The 24,330-nt window shown below is 37.5% G+C and carries 25 protein-coding genes; 9 read left to right on the forward strand and 16 right to left on the reverse strand.

Translation table 11 applies throughout. From position 1 onward, the window contains the following. The 4 genes from BAQ44_RS03285 to BAQ44_RS03300 all read right to left on the reverse strand — a co-directional run. A partial coding sequence (locus BAQ44_RS03285) for a collagen-like domain-containing protein (protein WP_131801843.1) occupies positions 1 to 926 on the reverse strand: 926 nt, incomplete at its 3' end. Between the two features lie 19 nt (positions 927 to 945). Further along, a complete protein-coding gene (locus BAQ44_RS03290; protein ID WP_071720692.1) occupies positions 946 to 3,453 on the reverse strand; it encodes a collagen-like protein in 2,508 nt (835 codons plus the stop codon). Between the two features lie 148 nt (positions 3,454 to 3,601). Continuing rightward, positions 3,602 to 4,357, reverse strand: a complete 756-nt coding sequence (locus tag BAQ44_RS03295; protein ID WP_071720694.1) for a class I SAM-dependent methyltransferase — start codon at positions 4,355 to 4,357, stop codon at positions 3,602 to 3,604. A 41-nt stretch (positions 4,358 to 4,398) separates the two neighbouring features. Next, the gene (locus BAQ44_RS03300; RefSeq protein WP_071720696.1) at positions 4,399 to 4,941 is read right to left on the reverse strand and encodes a CGNR zinc finger domain-containing protein; all 543 of its coding nucleotides are present in this window, start codon (positions 4,939 to 4,941) and stop codon (positions 4,399 to 4,401) included. 112 nt (positions 4,942 to 5,053) lie between these two features. On the opposite strand from BAQ44_RS03300, the gene BAQ44_RS03305 reads away from it, so the two are divergent. Next, the gene (locus BAQ44_RS03305) at positions 5,054 to 6,250 is read left to right on the forward strand and encodes an MDR family MFS transporter (RefSeq protein ID WP_071720699.1); all 1,197 of its coding nucleotides are present in this window, start codon (positions 5,054 to 5,056) and stop codon (positions 6,248 to 6,250) included. Between the two features lie 82 nt (positions 6,251 to 6,332). On the opposite strand, the gene BAQ44_RS03310 is transcribed toward BAQ44_RS03305, so the two are convergent. Beyond that, complete coding sequence (locus BAQ44_RS03310) at positions 6,333 to 7,247, reverse strand: tetratricopeptide repeat protein (protein ID WP_071720701.1); 915 nt, start codon at positions 7,245 to 7,247, stop codon at positions 6,333 to 6,335. Between the two features lie 356 nt (positions 7,248 to 7,603). Between BAQ44_RS03310 and BAQ44_RS03315 the strand changes: the two genes are divergently transcribed. Then, a complete protein-coding gene (locus tag BAQ44_RS03315; protein ID WP_071720703.1) occupies positions 7,604 to 7,984 on the forward strand; it encodes a hypothetical protein in 381 nt (126 codons plus the stop codon). A gap of 76 nt (positions 7,985 to 8,060) precedes the next feature. After that, positions 8,061 to 8,300, forward strand: coding sequence for a DUF3923 family protein (locus BAQ44_RS03320; protein WP_071720706.1), 240 nt, complete (start codon positions 8,061 to 8,063; stop codon positions 8,298 to 8,300). A gap of 119 nt (positions 8,301 to 8,419) precedes the next feature. Here BAQ44_RS03320 and BAQ44_RS03325 read toward each other — a convergent pair whose 3' ends face one another. The 4 genes from BAQ44_RS03325 to BAQ44_RS03340 form a co-directional block, all read right to left on the reverse strand. Continuing rightward, positions 8,420 to 8,968, reverse strand: coding sequence for a DUF2179 domain-containing protein (locus BAQ44_RS03325; RefSeq protein WP_000938445.1), 549 nt, complete (start codon positions 8,966 to 8,968; stop codon positions 8,420 to 8,422). Positions 8,969 to 9,167: 199 nt separating this feature from the next. Beyond that, a complete protein-coding gene (locus BAQ44_RS03330; RefSeq protein WP_063261529.1) occupies positions 9,168 to 9,581 on the reverse strand; it encodes an ATP synthase subunit I in 414 nt (137 codons plus the stop codon). Between the two features lie 52 nt (positions 9,582 to 9,633). After that, complete coding sequence (locus BAQ44_RS03335; RefSeq protein WP_071720708.1) at positions 9,634 to 10,962, reverse strand: hemolysin family protein; 1,329 nt, start codon at positions 10,960 to 10,962, stop codon at positions 9,634 to 9,636. A gap of 121 nt (positions 10,963 to 11,083) precedes the next feature. Then, positions 11,084 to 11,491 (reverse strand): MerR family transcriptional regulator, encoded by a 408-nt coding sequence (locus BAQ44_RS03340; RefSeq protein ID WP_000285637.1) that lies wholly within the window; start codon positions 11,489 to 11,491, stop codon positions 11,084 to 11,086. Positions 11,492 to 11,768: 277 nt separating this feature from the next. On the opposite strand from BAQ44_RS03340, the gene rfbF reads away from it, so the two are divergent. From rfbF to BAQ44_RS03360, 4 genes are read left to right on the forward strand one after another with little or no spacing between them, the layout of a single operon-like run. Further along, entirely contained in the window at positions 11,769 to 12,536 is a 768-nt protein-coding gene (gene rfbF, locus BAQ44_RS03345) for a glucose-1-phosphate cytidylyltransferase (protein WP_071720710.1), read from the forward strand. 1 nt (position 12,537) lies between these two features. After that, the gene (rfbG, locus tag BAQ44_RS03350; RefSeq protein ID WP_071720712.1) at positions 12,538 to 13,593 is read left to right on the forward strand and encodes a CDP-glucose 4,6-dehydratase; all 1,056 of its coding nucleotides are present in this window, start codon (positions 12,538 to 12,540) and stop codon (positions 13,591 to 13,593) included. 12 nt (positions 13,594 to 13,605) lie between these two features. Then, positions 13,606 to 14,829 (forward strand): class I SAM-dependent methyltransferase, encoded by a 1,224-nt coding sequence (locus BAQ44_RS03355; RefSeq protein ID WP_071720714.1) that lies wholly within the window; start codon positions 13,606 to 13,608, stop codon positions 14,827 to 14,829. After that, complete coding sequence (locus BAQ44_RS03360; RefSeq protein WP_063261534.1) at positions 14,826 to 15,749, forward strand: NAD-dependent epimerase/dehydratase family protein; 924 nt, start codon at positions 14,826 to 14,828, stop codon at positions 15,747 to 15,749. The genes BAQ44_RS03355 and BAQ44_RS03360 overlap by 4 nt, the downstream gene beginning before the upstream one ends. Here the strand turns inward: BAQ44_RS03360 and BAQ44_RS03365 are convergent. After that, on the reverse strand, positions 15,718 to 16,503 hold the full coding sequence (locus BAQ44_RS03365) for a glycosyltransferase family 2 protein (protein WP_071720715.1): 786 nt from the start codon (positions 16,501 to 16,503) through the stop codon (positions 15,718 to 15,720). The two genes, BAQ44_RS03360 and BAQ44_RS03365, sit on opposite strands and share 32 nt — an antisense overlap. Before the next feature lie 331 nt (positions 16,504 to 16,834). Here BAQ44_RS03365 and BAQ44_RS03370 point away from each other — a divergent pair, with 331 nt between their 5' ends. Beyond that, a complete protein-coding gene (locus BAQ44_RS03370) occupies positions 16,835 to 17,719 on the forward strand; it encodes a DMT family transporter (RefSeq protein WP_071720717.1) in 885 nt (294 codons plus the stop codon). Positions 17,720 to 17,737: 18 nt separating this feature from the next. On the opposite strand, the gene BAQ44_RS03375 is transcribed toward BAQ44_RS03370, so the two are convergent. Continuing rightward, on the reverse strand, positions 17,738 to 18,274 hold the full coding sequence (locus BAQ44_RS03375) for a hypothetical protein (protein WP_071720719.1): 537 nt from the start codon (positions 18,272 to 18,274) through the stop codon (positions 17,738 to 17,740). A 20-nt stretch (positions 18,275 to 18,294) separates the two neighbouring features. Further along, positions 18,295 to 19,116: a pentapeptide repeat-containing protein gene (locus tag BAQ44_RS03380; protein ID WP_071720721.1), complete on the reverse strand. Its 822-nt coding sequence runs from the start codon at positions 19,114 to 19,116 to the stop codon at positions 18,295 to 18,297. 195 nt (positions 19,117 to 19,311) lie between these two features. Between BAQ44_RS03380 and BAQ44_RS03385 the strand changes: the two genes are divergently transcribed. Beyond that, entirely contained in the window at positions 19,312 to 19,488 is a 177-nt protein-coding gene (locus tag BAQ44_RS03385) for a DUF1272 domain-containing protein (protein WP_002146550.1), read from the forward strand. Between the two features lie 184 nt (positions 19,489 to 19,672). Here the strand turns inward: BAQ44_RS03385 and BAQ44_RS03390 are convergent, their stop codons facing one another. The 4 genes from BAQ44_RS03390 to gnd all read right to left on the reverse strand — a co-directional run bounded on the left by BAQ44_RS03390 (position 19,673) and on the right by gnd (position 24,249). Beyond that, positions 19,673 to 20,734 (reverse strand): lactonase family protein, encoded by a 1,062-nt coding sequence (locus BAQ44_RS03390; protein ID WP_071720735.1) that lies wholly within the window; start codon positions 20,732 to 20,734, stop codon positions 19,673 to 19,675. A gap of 126 nt (positions 20,735 to 20,860) precedes the next feature. Continuing rightward, a complete protein-coding gene (gene gntK, locus BAQ44_RS03395) occupies positions 20,861 to 22,402 on the reverse strand; it encodes a gluconokinase (RefSeq protein WP_071720724.1) in 1,542 nt (513 codons plus the stop codon). 245 nt (positions 22,403 to 22,647) lie between these two features. After that, on the reverse strand, positions 22,648 to 23,316 hold the full coding sequence (gene fsa / locus BAQ44_RS03400; protein WP_061678961.1) for a fructose-6-phosphate aldolase: 669 nt from the start codon (positions 23,314 to 23,316) through the stop codon (positions 22,648 to 22,650). A 39-nt stretch (positions 23,317 to 23,355) separates the two neighbouring features. Beyond that, complete coding sequence (gene gnd, locus BAQ44_RS03405; protein ID WP_071720726.1) at positions 23,356 to 24,249, reverse strand: phosphogluconate dehydrogenase (NAD(+)-dependent, decarboxylating); 894 nt, start codon at positions 24,247 to 24,249, stop codon at positions 23,356 to 23,358. Positions 24,250 to 24,330: the final 81 nt, after the last annotated feature.

Below are 24,330 nucleotides of genomic sequence, written 5' to 3' on the forward strand. Positions count from 1 at the left end.
GGCGATCCGGCTGGACCCGTTGGACCGGTCGGACCTCCTGGCGGACCGGTTGGACCTGTTGCTCCGGTTGGACCCGTTGCAGATCCTGTTGGACCAGTTACTCCCGCCTGACCTGTCGATCCTGTTGGACCTGGATCACCTTGCAAGCCAGTCGCACCTGTTGGTCCTATTACACCTTGCACTCCTTGTATCCCCTGAGAACCAGTTGGGCCGGTTAGGCCCATATCACCTTGTGGACCTTGTAAACCTTGAACACCAGTTGCACCTGTTGGTCCCATCAGCCCTTGTTCTCCTTGTATTCCTTGTAAACCTGTTGGACCGGTCGGCCCCATCGGACCTTGAATACCTTGTATACCTGTTACACCTTGTAATCCACTACCTCCTAAATTCCCTTGAACACCTTGTATACCCGTATTTCCCGTTGGACCAGTCGGACCAATTTCACCTTGCACTCCTTGTATACCTTGTATTCCGGTTGGACCCGCCTGCCCAATTTCACCTTGCATACCTTGTATACCTTGTATTCCGGTTGAACCTGTTTCTCCCATTGGCCCTGGTATTCCTTGTATACCTTGTATTCCGGTTGGGCCAGTCGGACCAATTTCACCTTGTATACCTTGGACTCCTTGTATTCCCTGTGGACCTTGTTCCCCCATCGGCCCTTGACTACCTTGAGGACCCCGTGGTCCTGTTAAACCAGTTGGACCAATCGGACCAATCTCTCCCTGCACCCCTTGCACTCCTTGAATTCCTGTCGGACCCGTTGGACCAATTGGCCCTTGTACGCCTTGTATTCCTTGCGGGCCAGTCGGTCCACCTAAAGAACCTGTAGGACCCGTTGGTCCTGTTGGTCCTGTGATACCTGAAGGCAGAAAAGGAATAGGTGCTTGAAACTTACTACACTTATCTTGATCCTTCACAAGCATCTCCCCCCGTTATAACGTATCAAACTATTTTTAATATATTTAAACTAGCTGTTATCACGCCAGATAATGTCGTTACATGCCCAATAGCTAATGGGCCATTTTGTAAAGATAAAGTAGCATTTGAAGAAGCAACATTAATGACCATCGTATTAGAAATCGCTGGTTCTAATACAAAAGTCCCTCCTGTAACATAAAAAATAAAACTTCCTGCGACTTGCGTTCCATTTAACGTAAGCCTCACGGAAATCGTTTCATTCCCCCCATTTGGATCACCTTGAAAATAATAGCTTACTAAATATATTCCCGGCGTACTTAACGTTACAGTTGTTGCATTTGTTAAACTCACATCAGAACCAAAAACTGTAGATCCGGAATTAATTGGTACTAATGCATTCGCTGCAATTGCGCTTGTTGAGGTAGAAAAGAAATAACCGCCACCGCTAGGTAAGCCAGTCGCTCCTGTTGCACCTACAATTCCTAAAAAACCTATAGGCCCTTGACTACCAGTTACTCCAGTAGGTCCTACAGCTCCAATCGGCCCTTGACTACCTTGCGCTCCAGCTGGACCTATACTACCGTTAACCCCTGTTATTCCCCTTACTCCAGTTGGACCTTGTATTCCTTGAATACCTTGCACACCTTGTATTCCGGTTACTCCTGTTGCACCGGTAGGTCCTGTCACTCCTGTATTTCCTTGTATTCCCATAATCCCTTGAGCACCTTGTATACCTTGTGCACCGGTCACCCCTGTTTCTCCTGTCGCTCCTGTTTCTCCAGTTTCCCCCGTAATCCCAACATTTCCTTGTGGTCCTTCAGGTCCCTGATTACCTTGCGCACCTTGCACTCCTTGTGATCCCGTTATCCCGTTTTCTCCTAGATTCCCTTGAGGCCCTCTAATTCCTTGTGCACCTGTCGGACCTGTTATTCCTTGTATCCCTTGCATACCTTGAGAACCTTGCGCTCCTGTTGGGCCTACTATACCTTGTGTTCCTTGAGGTCCTTGCAAACCAATCACACCAGTTGGACCGATTATTCCTTGGACTCCTTGAAGACCTTGTGCACCTTGCGCACCAGTTAATCCAATTACCCCTTGTATTCCTTGAGGTCCTTGTATCCCTTGCAATCCAGCTGCTCCTGTTTCTCCTTGTATTCCTTGGGGCCCTTGTATCCCTTGTGCTCCAGCTGCTCCTGTTTCCCCTCGTATTCCTTGTGGACCTTGGGCTCCTGCCGCTCCTATTGTGCCTGTGGGACCGATTATCCCTTGTAACCCTTGTATTCCTTGTGCTCCTGCCTGACCCGTTATCCCTTGTATTCCTTGCACACCTTTAGGACCTTCTGCACCTGTTGGACCAATTTCTCCCTGTGGACCTTGAGTTCCTTGGGGACCTTCTGCACCTGTTGCTCCTGTTACTCCTTGGTTACCTTGAGAACCTTGTGCACCTTGCATTCCAGCTACACCAATTACCCCTTGAGAACCTTGTGCTCCCCTTACACCTTGAGGGCCAGTGGGACCAGTTATACCTTGTAACCCTTGTACTCCGATTGCACCAGTTCCGCCTGTTACACCATGTGCACCGGTTTCACCTGTTGGACCTGTTGGACCCCCAGGTGGACCGGGTGGGCCAGATGGACCAGTTACTCCACTAGATGGACCAATTGGACCGGTTGTTCCCGTCGGAGCACCCGGAGGGCCTTCTGGTCCTTGCATACCAACACTTCCAGTTGCTCCTGTTATACCACGTGCTCCTTTTGCTCCTTGAAAACCTGTGGATCCATTTATCCCTTGTATTCCTTGACCACCTTGTGGGCCTTGAGGACCTATTACACCTGTTATCCCCTTTATTCCGCTTATCCCTTGAGGTCCTTGTATTCCAGTAGAACCAGTTGGGCCAATTACACCTTGTATTCCTTGATCACCTTGGTGTCCTTGCTCTCCAGTAATTCCTTGTATGCCTTGTGGACCTTCTTCTCCTTGTAGACCTGTCGTTCCGTCCTCTCCTTGTATTCCTTGCGCTCCTTGAAGACCTTGTGGGCCCGTTACACCTGATATCCCGGTTACACCTATTTCTCCCTGCATTCCTTGTGCGCCCGTTTGCCCTTGTTCTCCAATTTCCCCTTCTATCCCCGGGGGACCTTGTAGACCTTGACTACCAGCAGGGCCTGTAATTCCTTGTAGACCTTCTACTCCTTGTAATCCAATATCACCAACTGGACCTTGCTCTCCAATTAATCCTTGAAGACCTTGTAAGCCAATCGAACCAGTAATTCCTTGCTCTCCGGTATCACCAATGGCACCTTGTATTCCTTGAGCACCTGTTGTCCCTCGTGGACCTTGTATTCCCTCGATACCTTGAGGACCTTGTGGACCAGTTGCTCCTGTAGGACCAGTAATTCCCGGAGGCCCAACAGGACCTTCATGCCCTCCAGTTGGACCGATTGGACCACTATTACCAGTTGGACCAGTTGCTCCTATAAGTGGAAGAGGCAGTGCCACTCCAAATTTTTTGCACTTTCTATGACGACGCACAACAATCCCCCTTCCTAAAAATAATTACACCTTTTATATGAAATGCATTTTTATAAGAAAAGTACACACCTGACCTCATTTTTTTAAAAATAAAGAAGCCTATCATTTCATGTGTTTGAAACGATAGGCTTCTTTATGTAAAAACACTTTACTTTCTCGCCTTAATAATAAAGGTAGTCGGCACCATTCTAGCTTTATATAACGAATAATATTTCGTAGACGGCGCAGCTAATTCTTCATCAAACGCGCTAGATGGTTCAGATTCTTCCATTCTCTCAATTGTAAACCCCGCTCTATTTAACTCATTTATGTATGTACTTATTTTTCTCTTATATAATGTCGCTTGTACATTTTCTCCTTTAAATGTTTCAAACGTAATAGGAGTCTCCTTATGATAAGAAGACTTAAAAACAACTTCTTCTGTACCATACTGTAAATTTGAATATACTGGGTGCTCCCAGCTAAAAATAAAACTTCCTCCTGGCTTTACATATGAATAAATCAGCTCTAACGTCTTCCCTAAATCTGAAGTCCAACCTAATGCATAAATGGAGTACACAATATCAAAATATCCTTTCGGAATATTCGATTCCTCTTCCATTGCTCCGCATACTAACTTTGGCTTCCAACTCTTTAACGTTTCATTCGCTGTTTTAATTTGTTCACTCGAAAGATCAAGACCCCATAACTCTTCCGCCCCATGTTCTGCCATATATTGCAACGAATGCCCACTTCCACATCCAATATCAAGAACCTTTTTATTTCTAATTGAATCGAACAAATGAATCTCATCTTCAGACGCTGTATACGGGCCGTATTTCGGTAAACAATCTACTTGAAAGAAATATGGTGCCACTGTATCCCAGCACTTTTTATTTAACGCTAACATTTGTGTCCCTTTCATATTCTACATTCTCCCATCCCATTTTCTTCCCCTACTATAAATTACACATTATAACCTGATCTTCCTTTTCTCTTCGCCCGGTAATTTTTCACTTTCGCAATCGTACCGCACGCTCTTCCTCCTTCTTCTCCAGCATACATACCGCACCATCTTTTACTTCCATTTCGCGAATTGTCATAAAATACCCAGCAGCAATCTGGACATGCTTTTAACCTCCCCCACAAATTTTCTTGAACTGCCATTAAAACAATGCTTAATACTTTTGTATATATATTTTCTTCGTGTATTGGTTTATACGTAATACCTTTCATATCTTCCATTACATGTACATGAAATGGATATTTCTCTAACCACTTTTGCAATGATTCTCCGCCTTCAATTGCCACCCGAATATCTTCTCGAAAACTTTTTAATTCCTCTATCGTATGAAATAGAACCTCTTCATGAAAATGTTCTTTCATAAAGTTTATTATATCCTCTTCTGTTTGTAGCAAGTCCATTGGCTCTCTCGTATCGTTTGGTATTTTCCATGTATTTAAAAATTCCCGAATATATTCTAATTCATTTGGTGCATTTTGATTCAATTCCATCCACCTTCTTCTTAAAATTTACTTTTTTCTGACTTTATGTATAATTATAATATAAAATAGTTAACCATCAAATCATTTTACTGGTTACATTATTAGGAGGAGTTCTATGAAAAGTTTCTCAATACCGATACGTTTCATGCTTATTTCGTCATTTTTTATGTCTTTTGGGTATTTTGCGGTATACGCATTTTTAGCTATTTATCTATTAACCTTTCTTCATTTTTCAGCTGTTCAAGTAGGAACAGTATTGACGGTTATGACAATCACATCACGAGTTATCCCTTTATTCTCAGGATTAATTGCTGACAAAATAGGCTATATCATTATGATGATAGCCGGATTATTTTTAAGAGGCATCGGATTTATCGCTTTAGGAATATGCTCTGATTTCTATACAATTTCTATTTCTTCGGCACTTATCGGCTTCGGCACTGCATTTTATGAACCTGCTGCGCGCGCCATATTCGGCTCACAACCAGCTCATTTAAGAAAAAATTTATTTACATATTTAAACCTTAGTTTTAATTGCGGTGCAATAATTGGACCAATTGCGGGAGGGTTCTTACTCTTACTTGATCCAATCTATGCCTTCTCTCTAACAGGACTACTTATGCTGTTATTCGCTTTTATCTTTTACTTACTTAAAAATCACTTCCAAGTCACTACTGAAAACACGTCTATTACATTAGGGCTACTGGCTATCTTGCAAAACAAGTCTTTCCTTCTGTTTTCATTTATCATGATTTTCTTCTATATTATGTTTACTCAACTTACTGTCGCACTTCCACTTCATATGAAAAACATTAGTAATAGCAATCAGCTTGCTACACTCGTTATTACGATAAATGCAATAACAGGCGTCATATTTATGGTGTTATTCCGAAAACTATTTCATAAATACAACACACTTTCTATTATTAAATACGGTGTTTTATTAATGAGTATTTCCTTTTTACTAATTCCTTTATTTCAACACCCGTATTGGCTATTTATTTGTGTAATTGTATTTACTATCGGTGAAACGCTCGTATTACCTAACGCTGATATTGCTATTGCAAATTACAGTAACGAATCCTATACAGCTACTTACTTTGGATTCTATCAACTATCACTCGCATTTGGTTTTATCATCGGTAATTATACTGGTACATCTTTTACATCCAATTTAAGCGGGATATATACACCATGGCTTATTTTCGGTGGAATAGGACTTATTGGTTTTATTTCACTACATATTTTAAATATAAAAAAAGGATTTCCTAAAGAAGATATATACCTATGTAATGATACGAAACACCTTTAACAAATTTCAGTCGAGATGGTACCTTTAGACAAGTGACCTATAATAAAAAGATTCGACCATCATATTTGACAGTCGAATCTTTTCACTCTCCATATTCAAGATGATTATGTCTTTTACAACCAAATAAATAGCAACCGCCTAAATGATAAGTTTCAAATTCTAACTCTGGAACATATCCAGATTTGATACGTGCTATCATTGCTTTATAACAATTATTTTCTTCTGTATATTCCTCAATTAACTCTTTCTTATCTTCTTCTGTCCAGTTTTCTTCTACTTCTTCATTTTTAACATCTTCTATTTCTGCTGTTTTCGCTTCGATAGATTCCCGTATCACTTCATTTATACGCGTGAAATTATTAGCTTTATATAGAGCATAAACAAATCTACCAATCCAATCGGGGCTTTTCCAAACTTCTTTGTATCCCTTTTCGAAGCATTGAATGGCTTCTTTATAGCACTTCAACTCAACGTATAAATCTGCTACATTAATTTCTCCTACAAAATCATCAGATTTCCTGTTAAAAGCATCTAACTTCTCTTTCGCTTCTGTCGTTCGTCCTAAATCGATTAAACATTTTACATAGATATACATGATATAGTCCGAATCCCCTGCAACTCGCAAGAAAAATTCTGAAGCTTTTTCAAACTCTCCAAGGTTATAATGTGCTACAGCTACATTGTGAAATGCTTCATCCGATGGTTGAATCAAAATAGATTTTTGTAATGCTTCTTTTGCTTCTGCCCACTTTTTTTGTTTTATGTAAATGTCCCCTAATATGTTATAAGGAAAGTATGAGGAAGGATTCAGCTTCACAACTTCTTTTATTAATTCCAGAGCTTTATCGTCATTTTCTTCCTCATAAAAGTACATCCAAGCAAGATTATTGAGAGATTGTACACCTCTAGATTCATGTACTGCTTGTTGAAACAGTTCCATTGCTTCCACATATTTATTTTGTTCAAACATTTCAATTGCCTTTTCGTTAATGTTCAAATAACTACCTCCAAAGTGAATGAATTCATTTATTCTATATCCTTATTTTAATATGTAAAAATTGTAATTTCTATAAAAAATAAGTTATTTCTCCTATCTATATTTCATCCTATATTCAGATATCCAATTCATAATGCCTTTAGCAACACCGCTTTCTAAAGAAAATATATACTTACTGTAAAAATACTGATTCTCAGTTCATAAGTAAGCTTCCTATTATCCACAAATTGGATATATACCTGTTTCACTTTACATATTATGGTACAATTAAAAAAAGTGCTAGCTAAACATTTACATAAAACACTACAAGTCTAGCAATGCCAAAATCAAAAACCAATTGAAATTGGGGGGACTTTATGAAACAGAAATTAGCTATATTTCTATTCACTGTAATCATATTATCCGGATATTCAACTATAGTAGAACATTCTTTAGAAACCGGAAACGGAAGTATTGAATTATTAACACCAACGATTACAACAAAAGATAACGAATTAGAAATTAAAACTGAAGGCATTGATGAAAATAAAGTAACTTTTATTTATGTTGCCAATACAAAAGTATTCGAACAAAAAATAAAGAATGGTGAATCCTACAAGCTTGATATTACAGGTATCAAGGATGCTCATAGAACAGACTACAAACCACGAGTTCAACTTTTACAGAATGAAGATGATGATAAAGATGGCGAAATGTTAACGTTTAAACAAGTTAGATATACAGTTAAAAAGAATTAATTTAATAGGTATTTCATTATAAATGTAACGAACAAAAATATACTTTTAACAGAGAAAAAATGTAAGGAGTGTTAACATGAAGAAACGATGGATTTCTTGGTGGATCGGTAACATATTTTGGATTATCGTTTTTGGAATATGGGCCGCTATTATTTGGTTACGAGAGGTTGATGGTGCTGGTGTTATCCAAACACCTGAAATTAAATCAATATCACTTATCGTTATATTAATCGCGTTTATTATACCGGTATTTATTCAAGTTATATGGCTAATTATTAATTTGAGGATGAGTAAAAAAAATAATTATACGATTTAGTTTTTCAATTAACAGATACATTTTTTTCATAAAAAAGAGAGGAATCTACATCAATTAGGTTCCTCTCTTTTACATATAGGCTTATACTGCACTTTTAATGCAGCACGACTTCCTTTTCTTTACGATGCATGTTCATCTTTCTTTTTCATTAACGCTCTTTTCTTCATCGCCTTCGTTAAATATCCGCCTTTAAATGAACGAATTTCATAAGAAGACATAAACGCTTTCGGTGCAATTTCATTAATAATTTCTAACAGTTCTTTTTCTCTAGAACGCTTTGCAACGATATCTAAACGATAACGGATTGAATTAATACCTTCGCCCTCAAATACGGTAACGCCAAATCCAGAGTGACGTAATTCATCTACTAATTCATTACAACGGTCTAGTAAACTAACTTGATACGTAATATAACCAATTGCTAATTTATTCTCTATATAACCGCCTAATAATAGTCCCGCACTAAAGCCAATGACATAGGCAATGATGTTCATCCAATTTGATAAATCTTGAAACACAATACCTAAACTGACAATGTAAATAGCTCCTTCTAACAATCCAACACCAGCAGCGGATCTTGTTTGATTCTTTACAAGCAAAATCGTACGGATTGTTAAAGTTGGAACGTAAATAATTTGAAGCACAAAAATAAGTAACGCTTGTAACATTGGTATCCACCTCTTTCAAAAAGTCTTTTGTCATAATAACATACATAACCTTTAGAAATCGATGGGTTTTTAAATTTTTTTACAATATTTTTCATACTATTGAAAAACGTAAAAAAGAAGCGTATTATATTTGTCGTAATTTTGATTACCTTCATTAACGTGCTTAAACACAAAAAGGAACCCCATTAGGTCCCTTTCATCATAGCTCTATGTTTTTCGAAGCATGTTCCCTTTGCTTCTCTTCTTCTTTCACTAACTGCATATTTGCATAAGCTAAATTCGCAATCATTAAAAAGTGACCACCTAAAATGCCTGTACCAAATGCCCACATTTCCATTTCATGCTCAATTTCATACATGATAATAGCCCCTAAAATGGCTGCTGCAAATCGGTTTAACATTCCTAATCCAGGAGCCTTTTCTTTCATTACGATACTTTTTCCGAGTTTCTCTACTCTGCGAGCTAATAACCAAAGGCAATATGCACTTACAGCTAATCCGATACCAAACCCTGTTACTTGTTTTCCAAACGGAGTAATCGTCCACATAAGTAGTAAACCACTAAAGATCACATACAATTGTAATCGATATACACGTAAGGCTGCTTGAATCAAAATATCCGCTCCTAATTTCGCATTTTTTATACTTTAGAAGAAAAGCAGCAACTTACACAGTTGCTGCTTTCTCTTCTTCTTGCTCTTGTTCCATCTTACGAATTTCAACACGTTTAATTTGGTAAGCGTCTTTTTCTAACACTTTAAATGCATAACCTTCCGCCTCAACATGTTGTCCTTCTTCAATTTCATGATTTTGCATCATAATCCAGCCACCGATTGTATCCACATCGTCTTCTTCAATGTGTAATCCAAACAAATCTTTTACTTCTGAAATAAGCACTTTTCCATCAACGATTTTATGGTGCTCATTCACATGCTGAATTGGTGGTGCTTCATCTTCATCATATTCGTCACGAATTTCGCCGACGATTTCCTCCAAGATGTCTTCAAGCGTTACAATCCCTGCTGTTCCTCCGTACTCATCATATAAAACAGCCATCGGAATTCGCTTCTTCTGCATTTGAAGTAATAAATCGTGAATTGGAGTCGTTTCCATCACTTCAATAATCGGACGCATATACGAGCGAATGGATGATAAATCTTTTTGATCTTCGGTCATATATCGAATAAAGAAATCTTTTACATTGACCATACCGATAATATCATCTTTATCTTCTCCAAAAATCGGATAACGTGTGTATCGCTCATTTTGGATTACTTTCATGTGTTCTTCTACTGAATCTTCCAGGTAGAAACCAACGATTTCTGTTCGCGGTACCATAATCTCTTTTGCAATACGATTATCAAATTCAAAAATGTTATTTACATACTTGTATTCAGCCTGATTAATTTCGCCACTTTCATAACTCTCTGAAAGGATAAGACGTAATTCTTCTTCTGTATGAGCTACTTCATGTTCTGAAGCTGGTTTTAAACCGAACAAGCCAGTTACAACACGAGCTGAACCGTTTAATACCCAAATAAATGGATACATGATCTTATAGAACATCATTAACGGTGTTGCCAATAACAACGTTACTTTTTCAGCCTTTTGAATTGCCATCGTTTTCGGAGCTAATTCCCCTACTACAACGTGTAAATACGTCATTAACATAAAAGCAAGACCAAATGTTAATACTGATGAAACAGAAGGATTTAAGTTCCATTTCTCAAATAACGGGTGTAGTAACTTTTCAATTGTCGGTTCACCTAACCAACCTAATCCCATAGCTGTAACTGTAATACCTAATTGACAAGCAGATAAATATTCATCTAAATTTGTTGTTACTTTTTTCGCTGCTAAAGCACCGCGTTTTCCTTCCGCAACAAGCTGATCGATACGACTTGAACGTACCTTTACAATCGCAAACTCTGCTGCTACGAAAAATCCAGTAAATGCGATTAAAATCGCAACCATGACTAAATTAAATATTTCCAATGAATCCCCCTAGTTTAAAAAACTAAGGTGTCCACCTCCTGTATACTATAATGTTTTCTTATTTGTTCATTAGAAAACATAGCCCGATACAAAAATTAAAGAGGTCGGATTTCACTTTTTTCTATAATAATAGAGCAAGTGTCTGTATTAAAGCTGTCGTTTGACCAGATAAAGATTTCGATATTTTTTCACGTTGTGAATCAGTCAATCCATCTAAAAGCGGCTTTAACTCCGTTAACTCTGCTTCTAATCGATGAATATGGTCTGTCACTTCATTCACTTGTTTCGAAACGTGTTCATTGATACCGAGCAGCTTCTTCTTCTCCTCGATTTTCTCTTTAATCTCACAAAGCGGCATATGCATTTCTTTGCACTTCTCAATAAATTGTAATGTCTCAAATGCTGTTTCATCGTAATAGCGATAATTAGATTGAGATCGCTCCGCTTTTAAGATTCCTAGATTCGTATAATAATCAATCGTTCGTTTCGACACGTGAGCCATGAGAGCCAACTGTCCGATTCGATACACCTTCCCAACGATCTTCCCCCCTTATTTATATTACTACCATCATACAATACATAAACTGTACAGTCAAACGTGACGGTTTCTTTTTCACAATTTATACAAAATGTATCGTCTCACCTTATACGATCTATTCTATTAAATTAACTATATAATAAAATACCGAAATTCAATAAACTAAAACGAACAGAATGTAACCATGATATTTCCCGTTCCTTTCTAATTTTAAGTACATATCATAACAACATCGATATCAAATTCTTTTTATAAGTAGGAGGAAAAAATGAAAGCTGTTATTCTTGCAGGTGGATACGGAACTCGGATTGGAGAAGAAACACATTTAAAACCAAAACCTATGATTGAAATTGGAACAAAGCCTATTCTATGGCACATTATGAGCTTGTATAGTCATTACGGCATTACTGAGTTTATTATTTGCTTAGGCTATAAAGGATATGCAATTAAAGAATTCTTTCTAAATTACAACTTACACATGTCAGATTTCACAATCCATTTAAGCGACAATACAATTACTAGCCATTCTCATCGTATTGAACCGTGGAAAGTTACACTGATCGATACCGGTCTAAATACTGAAACGGGTGGACGGGTTAAAAAAATACAAAATTACGTCGGGGATGAACCTTTTTGCCTTACTTATGGTGATGGATTAAGCAATGTAAATATACAAGATCTTATTGCATTTCATAAAAAACACGGAAAAATAGCTACTGTTACAGCCGTACAACCTGCTGGGAGATTCGGTTCTCTCGTCTTAGATAAACAGTCTGTCACATCTTTTCAAGAGAAACCTTTAGGTGATGGTGGATGGGTTAACGGTGGATTTTTCATTTTAAATCCTGATGTTTTCAATTACATCAGTGGAGAGAAGTCAGTTTTTGAAACAGACACTTTAGTTCAGCTAGTAAACAAAAACGAATTAGCCGCATTTCAGCATACTGGTTTTTGGCATCCGATGGATACATTGCGCGATAAAAATAAATTAGTCGAGCTATGGGAAAATAATAACGCTCCGTGGAAGGTTTGGTAATATGGCTTCATCATCTTTTTGGAATAAGAAAAAAGTATTTATTACAGGACATATCGGCTTTAAAGGCTCATGGCTCACCCTTTTTTTAACTTCATTAGGTGCAGAAGTAATCGGCTACTCTTCTCATCCTCCATCAACTCCTAACCTTTTTGAACAAGGTAACGTAGCAAAAGAGTGCACATCAATTAATGGCGACATTACAGATTACGATTCTTTATTCCGTGCCCTACAGCAACATAACCCGGACATACTATTTCATTTAGCAGCCCAGCCAATTGTCACCATTTCATACAAAAATCCTATCGAAACATTTAAAACGAATGTTTTAGGTACTGTTCACGTATTAGAAGCAGCAAAACATATAGAAAGTATACGGAGTATCATTAATGTTACAAGTGATAAATGCTATGAAAATGACGGGAGCGGTAACCAGGCATTCGTGGAAAGTGACCGGCTAGGAGGTTTCGACCCTTATAGCGCTAGTAAAGCGTGTGCTGAACTAGTTGCAACTTCCTATCAAAAATCATTTTTCCGCACTCATACGCAAAAACTTGCCTCAGTAAGAGCGGGTAACGTCATCGGCGGTGGTGATTGGGCAGAAGACCGATTATTCCCAGATGTCATTCGTGCATATTTACAAGACGCTACATTAAATATTAGAAACAAACACGCTATTCGCCCGTGGCAACACGTATTAGACCCTTTACATGGCTATACCCTTCTAGCCGAAAAACTTGGGCAAGACGCCGAATATGCAGAAGCGTGGAATTTCGGTCCGATGAATGAACCTAACAGAACCGTTCATGATGTCATTCAATCTATAATGAAATTATGGAATCAACCACTAACAATCCTTACTCCTCATACAGACACTCCTTATGAATCACCTATTTTAACACTCGACAGTACAAAAGCAGTAAATAAACTCGGTTGGACACCTAAGTTATCAACAGACCATTCTATCGCTTGGACTGTTGATTGGTACAAAAAATATGCATCTGGTGAAAATATGGAATCTTTCACACGACAACAAATCGATGCATTCAAAAATTTATAAGGGGGCTATAAAATGGAACAGAAAAAATGCCGTTTTTGCCACTCATTACTAACAAATACTTTTTTAGATTTAGGAGTTTCCCCCCTCGCCAACTCATTTGTCGCTCCTGAAAACTCATATAAAATGGAGCCATTTTATCCGCTGCACACATTTGTTTGTAACTCTTGTTTGCTTGTACAATTAGATGAATTTGAATCTCCGCACAATATTTTTCATGACTATTTATACTTCAGTTCTTACTCATCAAGTTGGCTACTACACGCTAAGCAATATGTAGAAATGGCGATTAAGCGTTTTAATTTAACAAACCATTCGAAAGTAATTGAAATCGCGAGTAACGATGGATACTTATTACAATACTTTCAAAAAGAAAATATCCAGACGCTAGGAATTGAGCCAGCAAAAAATGTAGCAGAAATCGCTATCCAAAAAGGTATTCCTACTGAAGTAAATTTTTTCAGCAATGATTTAGCAAAAAAGTTACCGCAAGCAGATTTAATCGTCGCAAATAACGTATTAGCACACGTTCCGAACTTACACGATTTTGTCGCCGGTTTAAAAACGTTATTAAAACAAGATGGCACGATAACAATTGAATTCCCGCACTTATTAAATCTCATATCATGTAAACAGTTTGATACTATCTACCATGAGCATTTCTCCTATTTCTCACTTATAAGTCTTCAAAAGGTTTTAGCTCACCATCATTTACAAATTGTTGATGTAGAAGAACTTTCAACGCACGGTGGGTCATTGCGTATTTTTATAAACCATCATAATGACTCATCCACTATCCATTCCAATGTTACAAACTTAATCCAAAAAGAAGTAGATCACGGACTAGATACATTAGATTGCTATCTCCTTTTCTCTAAACACATCGAACAATTGAAAATAAATATTTTAAAATTTTTTATCGAAGCAAAAGCTTTAAACAAACAAATTATAGGTTATGGTGCTCCTGCTAAAGGAAACACCCTTTTAAATTATTGCGGGATTGGAAAAGAATTTCTAGCTTATACAGTAGATAAAAACCCTCACAAACAAAATCTCCTTCTACCAGGTACCCGCATTCCAATACAATCTCCAGAAGAAATTAAACGTACAAAACCAGATTACATTCTCATACTTCCTTGGAATTTGAAAGATGAAATTATGAAAGAATGCTCTTTTATTCGTGAATGGGGCGGCAAATTTTTAGTAACGATACCAGAAGTTAAGGTAATTGAGCCATGAAAAAAATCCTTATAACAGGCGGTAGTGGATGGATTGGTAAATATGTTGTAAATTCTCTTATACAAAAGGGCTATGAAGTGCACGCCACTTACAATACAAATAAACCTTCTCACCTTTCTTGCCATTGGCATAAAGTAAACTTACTTTGCGATGAAGAAGTAAAAAAACTCATTTACGACATGAAACCTAGTCATCTCATTCATTTAGCTTGGGAAGCAGTGCCGCCAGCGTGTTATGTGTCTATTCATAATTACTATTGGCTTACATCTAGCATCTCATTAATTCAACACTTCACAACATGCGGCGGAGAGCGAGTCGTTGTTGCAGGTACTGGCGCAGAGTATGAATGGTTTAACGGCGTACTATTTGAAGATTCACCGCTTCTTTCCTATAAAACCCCGTATTCATTATGTAAAAACGCACTACATTCCTGGCTACAATCATACGCTGAGCAAACAGGCCTCAGCATGTGTTGGGGCCGCATTTTCCATATGTACGGCCCTCACGAACAAGGGAATCGGCTCGTTTCTAACATTATCACTTCCTTATTAAAAAACGAGGAAGCACTATGTACACATGGAAAACAATCAAGAGATTTCCTCCATGTGGGTGACGTCGCTGATGCTCTCGTAACTGTATTAGAACATGGCGTTACAGGCACAATCAATATCGCTTCTGGTCAATCTGTACAAATTAAAGAATTAGCTTCTATCATTGCTAAAAAGATAGGAAAAGAACATTTAATTAAACTAGGTGCGATCCCTTTCTCTAAAGATGAACCTTTATTCGTCGGCGTTAATGTAGAGCGTTTAAAAAATGAAGTAAACTGGAAGCCAACATACAATCTAAATACAGGAATCGAAGAAACAATTTTATGGTGGGAATCATTTATAAAAAAGCATAACGATACGCCTCACTAAAACGTAAATCCTTCGCTCCTCTCGCTAAATCCTTATACCATTCTTCTAATTTTTCAGGTGTTATAATATGATGCGTTCCCATTCCCCCATGCTTACTAGCTTCAGAAAGCGTCGGACCAATTTGTAATTTCCGCTTTCTCATCGCATCATTCCACGGACTAAATCCAAACCATAATATACAAGCAAGTGGCGGATAAATCATAGATTCATGTGCAGATAAATGTCTTCCAACCGTATAACTTCCGTGTTCATGATTATGAATAAATCTACCTCTTCTCCATAACGCCCAATCTTCTGGTAAATAGCCGTGAAATCGCTGTTTCATTAAAGGTATCCCAAAGTTAAGGTCCGGATAATTATAGTTAAGATCATCGACCATAATAAGCCCTTCCAGCCAATACATCCTCCCTCCCAATTCATTCAGTGATTTCCAAAACTGATTTTTATCTTGTACACAAAGAAACTCAGTCGTATTTAAAATCATTTTCCATCCCTTTACTTCTTGTTCTACCATCATCACTTCATGATCTGTCGCTAGTGCATCAAATTCCGGATTTGCAGCATCTCGCACTTCCCAGTGTGGTGCGAATTTTTTACAAATTTCAACCGAACGATCTGTTGAACCTTTATTAATTAAAATGCCATGATCAAACAGTTTCGTATGATGAGCAAGCCACCACGGTAATAAATACTCTTCGTTATAAAAATGAGAAATAACGGTTGTAGTTATAACAATCTCCTCCTCGTTCTCTATTAATCTACTTTTTCATCCTACTGTTACTATACTTATCAGTTATGTAATTGGTTTCTTTTATTTTAAAAATATGTTTTTCTACCATATACTATGCTTTCTTAGACAACCACCATTTTCATTTTCTAAAGAAACATCCCAATAAACTGAAAATTAAGTTATAATATCATTATAAAATATGAAGGAGGAATGCACTCATGTACTACAACACTTCATTCGAAAACGATCAACCTGTAGGCCGTCTATAAACTAGGGCGGGCATTCCTATAACACGTACACTATGCCTCGTCTTAGGGAACTCATAATACCCTAAAAATAGACGGAGGTACTTTACATGAAACAAACAATTTTAGGCGCTATATGTTTATCACTAGCAGCTAGTATATGGGGCGGTATGTATGTTGTTAGTAAATACGTACTCGACTTTATCCCACCACTGACACTCGTTTGGCTACGCTTTATCATTGCTTTTGTTGTTTTATATGCAATTTTGAAAATAGCTGAGAAAAAGCAAAAGAAGAAAGTAACCATTCGCAAAAAAGATTGGCTATTATTCGCTTGGATTGGATTTATCGGATATTTCATTTCGATTACATGTCAATTTATCGGAACAAAATTATCTGACGCTCATACAGGCTCGTTAGTAACATCTGCTACACCTGCATTTATGGTTATATTTGCGGCGATTATTTTAAAAGAGAAACTAACCGCTCGCAGACTGCTATCTACTATCATCGCGACAATCGGTGTCATTATTGTCATTGGATGGGATATTGAAATTGGCTCCTATTTTATCGGTACAATCATATTAGTTGGAGCAGCTATTACGTGGGCTTTACTATCCATTTATGTGAAAATTGCTTCCGCTCAATTTTCATCTTTAGTTATTACAACGTATGCCATATTCTTTTCACTCTTTTTTATTACACCTTTTATGATATGGGAACTACAATCAGCCTCTATCGAAACAGTAAATACGTACGTAATATTAGGCGTAGTTTACTTAGGAGTCGTCTCAACAGCAGGTGCCTTTTTCCTTTGGAATAAAGGATTGGAATTAATGGACGCAAGCATCGGATCATTATTTTTCTTCTTCCAACCTATCGTCGGATCATTGCTTGGTTGGCTGCTCTTAAATGAGACATTAAATAGTAACTTTTTTATTGGTGGTATTCTTATTGTATGTAGTGTTTTCATTACTACTTTTGAAAAGAAATGAAAAAACAGGCAGAGATTTTTAATCTCTGCCTGTTCGTATAATTGGGTCTTGATCATGAAAACCAATACAAACTGGTATATTACTTTGTACATTACTACATGCACTTATAAAATTACATACCGTTCTGGCAATTAAATATAAAGTGATCCCAATTGCCTTTTCATTTGTATCAAAACCATTTTCAACATACACATCTGCTAATTGTATAGACTTCGGTCCCTCAACATCATATGTCCATTCAGAAGCCCAATCATCATCCTCTTCTTCAAGTGGAGCATACTCCTCACAAATATAAAACTGGCTATTCCACTCGTTATCAAGATCATACTCAAAATAAATTGCTTTTGCTTCTTCATTAGTAGCCATTTCTACAGCTGCATCCAAACCTAATCGAATACTTTCCTTATATAACTCTAAATCAATTGCTTTAATTCTTTCTGCATATTTTGCAGATGCTAACATGCTACAAATTTCAAAATACTTCAATTCTATTCTCTCTACTGATAACGAAAATATATCTTCTTGCATTTCTTCTAAATACTGAAACATATCCAAACTATTTCACTCCACATTATTTACGCACTCCAATGCGATGGACGGGACAACATTTTCGGTAATTTCGTATGTGTGTCCCCTTTCGCCGCGTTAATTTGAACTTGCGTCAGAAAAATACTATTTGTAAAATCGGCCCCGCGAATATCTGCATCTCGCAAATCCGCTCCGATGAGATCTGCTCCACGTAAATTTGCTCCATTTAAGTTAGCCGCAATTAAGTATGCTCCTCTTAAATTCGCTCCTTGCAAATCTTTCTTCTTCAAATTTGCTCCCATAAGATCTGCTCCGCGATGACTCACTCGTTTCTTACGCGTTGCATTCATTTCCTTCCAAACTAGCTCACTCGTTTCTAAAAGTAACACATTTACTTCCGCACGGTGTAACGGAATATTTACTTTCATTAACTCGTCCGCATTTAAATTTGAAAGGCGCTCCGTCTCTTCAATCGCTTTACTTAGTTCTTTATGAATCGATTGTGTCGCCTGTAAAAGAATCGCCTCATTCAAATACCAAAGCATTTCATGAAGCTGATGCATAACTGGAAAAGCATCGTACATTTTTCTCGCATGCTTAGCATCTTTCCGCCAATCAATCCCTTTAAACGTAACTTGCGAAATCTTCTGCCCAGCACCGAAACACTCAAACACTGTACAACCTTTATAACCTTTTCCTCTAAGATTTTTATGTATGCTACATTTATAATCTGATTGTAAGTTAGAACATGGTTTCCCGCCATCTTTATTCACCGCAAAATCTATCGATGCTGCGAATGGTAACGCCACGCAACATAGACCGAAGCATTTTTCGCAATCTGCTTTTAAATGATCGTTATGATTAGTCAAAATATATACCCCCTGTTGTCTTTTGACTATTCCATAATATTCTAACTGCATAAAATAATCAATTTTAATATAAAAGAGCACCTTTCATTTCAATTCATAACTTTATCATCCAATTTCCTTTCAATTGAAAAAGACAGTTTCTATTAAATGAATTATAATTAAATTACAAATATTCAAATTAAAAGGAGACTTACTATGGCACTCGAAATGAAAACAAACTGTCAAATTTGCGATCAATCTCTCGAATCAAATTCCGAAGCTTACATTTGCGTGTATGAATGTACATTTTGTGCACCCTGTACAGAAGAAAGACAAAACGTTTGCCCAAACTGCGGCGGCGAATTAGTACGTAGACCGAAAAAGAAACAATAAAAAGCAAAGCGATATCGCTTTGCTTTTTATTGTTTTTGAGGATTTGAAATTATATCAACGATTTTTCAAATATATCGAACACAACTTCAAATATATCAACGATTTTTTAAATATATCGACGTTTCGACAAAGAATATCGACTTACCGACAAATAACGACACTACTTTATGCATTGAAACTCCAATTAAACATTCAAAAACTTCACACAAACAGGCTCTGGTACAACAACATCAGATTGCAGCAGTGTTAACTTCCCTGTCGTTTCATTTCTTGAAAATAGCACAAGATTATGTGACTTTTCATTTGTAGCAATAAGAAACTTTTCAGTCGGATCTATTACAAAGTCCCTCGGCCAATTTCCTTCTGTAGATGTATGCGCAACAAATGTAAGCTCACCTGAATTTTGATCCACACTAAAAACAGCAATACTATTATGACCGCGGTTCGCTGCATATACAAAACGGCCGTCAGAAGAAATATGAATCGCACTTCCTTGACTATTGTCATCAAATTCTTTCGGAACAGTAGAAATATACTGCAACTCTGTAAAGGATCCCTCTTCCGGATTATATGATAATGCAATAACTTCCGAGCTAAGTTCAGTCATCACATAAGCGTGCTTTCCGTTCGGATGAAAAGTAATATGTCTCGGACCACTTCCCGGGTTCACAGACAAGCTATTCACTTCTTTTAACTTACTATCTTTTATTTCATACGTAAGTATTTTATCAATCCCTAAATCAACACCTACCACATATTTTTCATCAGGAGTATATCCCGCGTAATGTGCATGTGGTTTTTCTTGTCTTTCTTTATTCGGACCTGAACCTTCATGTGTAATAATAGATGAAGCAGCATTTACAGTTCCATTTTCCTCATTTACTACAAAAGACTCAATCGTTCCTTTATGGTAATTCGCTGTAACTACCGTACGATTTCCACTATCCACACTAATATGACAAGGAGAAGCGCCTTCTACTACTTGTCTGTTTTGTTCTATTAGCTCTCCAGTATGACTATGAATCGAATAAGCAGCTACACCACCAGCTTCTCCTTCTTTAACAACAGAATAGAGATATTCAGTATTTTTGCTGATCGTTACATATGTAGGGTTATCCAGCTTAGCCGCAAGTGTTACATTACTAATTTTTTGCGCTGCCGTGTCTAACGTAAACTTATATATCCCTTCACTATTTTCTTTCGTGTACGTTCCAACATATCCAATAAACTCTTTGTTATCCTTCATTTTCATAACCCTCTCTCCCTATATTTTTCGTTCACCATACTACTTAAAATATTTTATGTTGAAAGAGTATCCTAAAAAATCGGAGTACCTCTTTATACGTTACCACATTTTCCTTCTAAATAGCCTTTAAACCCACTTTTTCTGAAAAGCTGCTATACTTTCATATTCTTCTTCCAGATGACGGGCCAAACGAATATAGATCGGTGTTAATTCTTTATATTTCTCCACACTTTCCATGTTTGGCTCGTGATAAAAGTTGGCACCTACCATTTCAGAAACTACGTGTAATGAATCTACTTCACCTAAACTATATAAACCGAGGATTGCCGCTCCTAGGCAAGAGCTTTCGAAACTTTCCGGAACATATACGTCTTGATGAAAAATATCCGCCATCATCTGTCTCCAAAGTTCTGACCTTGCAAAACCACCTGTCGCTTGAATTTTTTTCGGTTCGCCAATTAATTCTTTTAACGAAAGAAGAACTGTATACAAGTTATAAATGATTCCTTCTAAAACAGCACGGATAAGGTGCTCTTTCTTATGATGTAGTCCAAGCCCAAAGAAAGATCCCCGCGCATTCGCATTCCATAAAGGCGCTCTTTCTCCTGCTAAATATGGATGAAATAATAAACCGTCAGAACCAGGATTCACTTTTGCTGCTATTTCCGTAAGCACTTCATATGGATCTTTTCCTAAGCGCTTCCCATGCTCAACTTCTAACGTACATAATTGGTCGCGAACCCACCTAAAAATCATACCACCATTATTAACCGGTCCACCAATTACCCAAAGGTCCTCAGTTAACGCGTAACAAAAAGTCCTCCCCTTCGGATCTGTTACAGGCTGATTTGTTACAACTCGCACTGCACCGCTCGTACCAATTGTAATAGCAACTACTCCAGGTTCTATTGCATTTACACCTAAATTCGATAGTACCCCATCACTCGCGCCGACTATAAAAGGAGTAGTAACAAGTACATTCATCTCCCTTGCAAGTTCTTCATTTATTCCGATTAAACTGTGCGTCGTTGGAACAACGGTAGATAGCTTTTCCACTGTAATTCCTGCAACACGCAAGGCCTCTTCATCCCATTTTAAAGATTTCAAATTGAACATTCCTGTTGCTGATGCAATAGAATAATCAATTACATATTTCTGAAATAACTTATAGAAAACATACTCTTTAATAGAGATGAATTTATAGCTCTTTGCAAATAACTCTACATGTTCATTCTTAAGCCAAACTAATTTCGAAAGTGGTGACATAGGATGGATTGGTGTTCCAGTACGAAGGTAAATTTCATGCCCATTCATATCATTCTTTATTTTTTCTGCCCAGCTCGCGCTTCTATTATCTGCCCAAGTGATACATCTCGTTAACGGCTTCCCTGCTTCGTCTACAGTAATGACACTATGCATGGCCGAACTAAAAGAAACACAAAGAATATCACCTGGCTGCACATTACTTGATTGTATAGTTTCTTTAATCGTATGTATGACCGCTTGAAAAATCTCTTCTGGATCTTGTTCTGCTGTTTCTGGCGTAGGAGAATATAAAGGATATTCAATTCCATGACTTGCAATAACAGATCCATCAACCGAAAACAAAACTGCTTTTGTACTAGTTGTTCCAATATCTACACCAATCATATATTTCGAACCCACTATGTAACCCCTTTCAAATTATTCCGATAACAAAAAAGACACTCCATTATGAGAGCTACGTTTTCATAAACTTCACTCTCATAATGGGGCCTTTTTATAACCATTGTGCTGTTTTGAAACTGCATGGTGTCTTTTCATATTGCTGCTTTCATGTAATAAGGTACCAAACTCGGGATTTATTTTACAGGATGAAGTTACATAGAGATTGGTCCTCTCATGAAATAGCAATTTGTGAAAACTTTACTTCCTTATAACTTAGGCGCTTTCGCCCAATCCGCAGCAAACTTTTCAATACCTTGATCTGTTAATGGATGCATAGCAAGTTGTTCAATTACTTTATAAGGAATTGTTGCAATGTGAGCACCTGCCATCGCTACACGCGTCACATGATCTGGGTGTCTAACAGAAGCCGCAATAATTTGTGTATCTAATAGATGAACATCGAATAATTCCGCAATTTTAGCAACTAATAATACGCCATCTTCAGAAATATCATCTAAACGGCCTAAAAATGGAGAAACGTACGTTGCACCTGCTCGAGCAGCTAAAAGAGCCTGGTTCACAGTGAAAATAAGTGTAACGTTCGTTTTCACACCTTTTTCAGCAAGGTAACGACAAGCTTCTAATCCTGCTAGCGTCATCGGAAGTTTTATCGTAACTTTTTCATCGCCACCGTTAATTTTAATCAGTTCTTCTGCTTGAGCGATCATCTCTTCGGCTGTAACAGCATCTGGCGTTACCTCTGCCGAAACAGATTCAACGTTAGGTACTGCCTGACAAATTTCTGCAATACGGTCTTCAAACTTAATGCCTTCTTTCGCTACTAAAGACGGATTCGTTGTAACGCCAGCTAAAACACCTAGTTTATATGCCTTTTTTATGTCCTCAAGATTTGCAGTATCAATAAAAAACTTCATGTTTTATTCCCTCCATTTTTTAAACGTTAACGAGTTATATTATTTCTTTTCGACTGCATGTCCACCAAACTCATTGCGCAGTGCTGCTACAACTTTTCCTGTGAATGTATCATTGTCTAATGAACGGTAGCGCATTAATAAAGACATTGCGATAACAGGAGTTGCAGTTTGAAGATCTAATGCTGTTTCTACTGTCCATTTCCCTTCACCAGAAGAATGCATAACTCCCTTAATTTCATCCAGTTTCGCATCTTTAGAAAATGCATTTTCAGTCAACTCCATTAACCATGAGCGAATAACTGAACCGTTGTTCCATACTCTTGATACTTTTTCATAATCGTAGTCAAATTCACTTTTCTCTAAAACCTCAAATCCTTCACCAATAGCGGCCATCATTCCGTATTCAATTCCGTTGTGAATCATTTTTAAAAAGTGACCACTACCAGCTTTTCCAGCATATAAGAATCCATTTTCTACAGCTGTATCACGGAAAATAGGTTCAACGATATCCCAAGCTTCTTGATCTCCTCCGATCATGTAACAAGCACCATTACGAGCGCCTTCCATTCCGCCCGAAGTTCCTGCATCCATAAAGTGAATTCCGTCTTTCTTTAATTGCTCATATCGGCGAATAGACTCTTTATAATGTGAATTACCAGCTTCAATTAAAATATCTCCTTTTGATAACAGCAGTGTAATCTCATTAATAACAGAATCAACGACAGCGTGCGGAACCATTACCCAAAGAATTCTTGGTGATTCCAATGATTGAACAAGTTCGCTTAAACTAGATGTACCTGTAGCACCGTACTCTTTCATTTCTTCCACTGCACTCGTATTTAAATCAAATGCTGCTACTTCATGTTTATGATCCATTAAATTCTTCCCTAAATTTAATCCCATTTTACCTAAACCAATTAATCCTACTCTCATAATATAATTCCTCCTTGAATTACCTTTCATCATAAATACCTATCAATACAATGATGAATATCTTTTTGTCATATTGCGTTA

The sequence above is a fragment of the Bacillus mobilis genome, from assembly GCF_001884045.1.
In the GTDB taxonomy this organism is placed as follows: Bacteria; Bacillota; Bacilli; order Bacillales; family Bacillaceae_G; genus Bacillus_A; species Bacillus_A mobilis.

What these genes read in the sequence shown, in the direction of transcription:
- BAQ44_RS03295 (WP_071720694.1), bottom strand. Translation starts at nt 4,357, where the DNA reads ATGAAAGGGACACAAATGTTAGCGTTAAATAAAAAGTGCTGGGATACA.
- BAQ44_RS03305 (WP_071720699.1), top strand. Translation starts at nt 5,054, where the DNA reads ATGAAAAGTTTCTCAATACCGATACGTTTCATGCTTATTTCGTCATTT.
- BAQ44_RS03315 (WP_071720703.1), top strand. Translation starts at nt 7,604, where the DNA reads ATGAAACAGAAATTAGCTATATTTCTATTCACTGTAATCATATTATCC.
- BAQ44_RS03320 (WP_071720706.1), top strand. Translation starts at nt 8,061, where the DNA reads ATGAAGAAACGATGGATTTCTTGGTGGATCGGTAACATATTTTGGATT.
- BAQ44_RS03325 (WP_000938445.1), bottom strand. Translation starts at nt 8,968, where the DNA reads ATGTTACAAGCGTTACTTATTTTTGTGCTTCAAATTATTTACGTTCCA.
- rfbF (WP_071720710.1), top strand. Translation starts at nt 11,769, where the DNA reads ATGAAAGCTGTTATTCTTGCAGGTGGATACGGAACTCGGATTGGAGAA.
- rfbG (WP_071720712.1), top strand. Translation starts at nt 12,538, where the DNA reads ATGGCTTCATCATCTTTTTGGAATAAGAAAAAAGTATTTATTACAGGA.
- BAQ44_RS03355 (WP_071720714.1), top strand. Translation starts at nt 13,606, where the DNA reads ATGGAACAGAAAAAATGCCGTTTTTGCCACTCATTACTAACAAATACT.
- BAQ44_RS03360 (WP_063261534.1), top strand. Translation starts at nt 14,826, where the DNA reads ATGAAAAAAATCCTTATAACAGGCGGTAGTGGATGGATTGGTAAATAT.
- BAQ44_RS03370 (WP_071720717.1), top strand. Translation starts at nt 16,835, where the DNA reads ATGAAACAAACAATTTTAGGCGCTATATGTTTATCACTAGCAGCTAGT.
- BAQ44_RS03385 (WP_002146550.1), top strand. Translation starts at nt 19,312, where the DNA reads ATGGCACTCGAAATGAAAACAAACTGTCAAATTTGCGATCAATCTCTC.
- BAQ44_RS03390 (WP_071720735.1), bottom strand. Translation starts at nt 20,734, where the DNA reads ATGAAGGATAACAAAGAGTTTATTGGATATGTTGGAACGTACACGAAA.
- fsa (WP_061678961.1), bottom strand. Translation starts at nt 23,316, where the DNA reads ATGAAGTTTTTTATTGATACTGCAAATCTTGAGGACATAAAAAAGGCA.
- gnd (WP_071720726.1), bottom strand. Translation starts at nt 24,249, where the DNA reads ATGAGAGTAGGATTAATTGGTTTAGGTAAAATGGGATTAAATTTAGGG.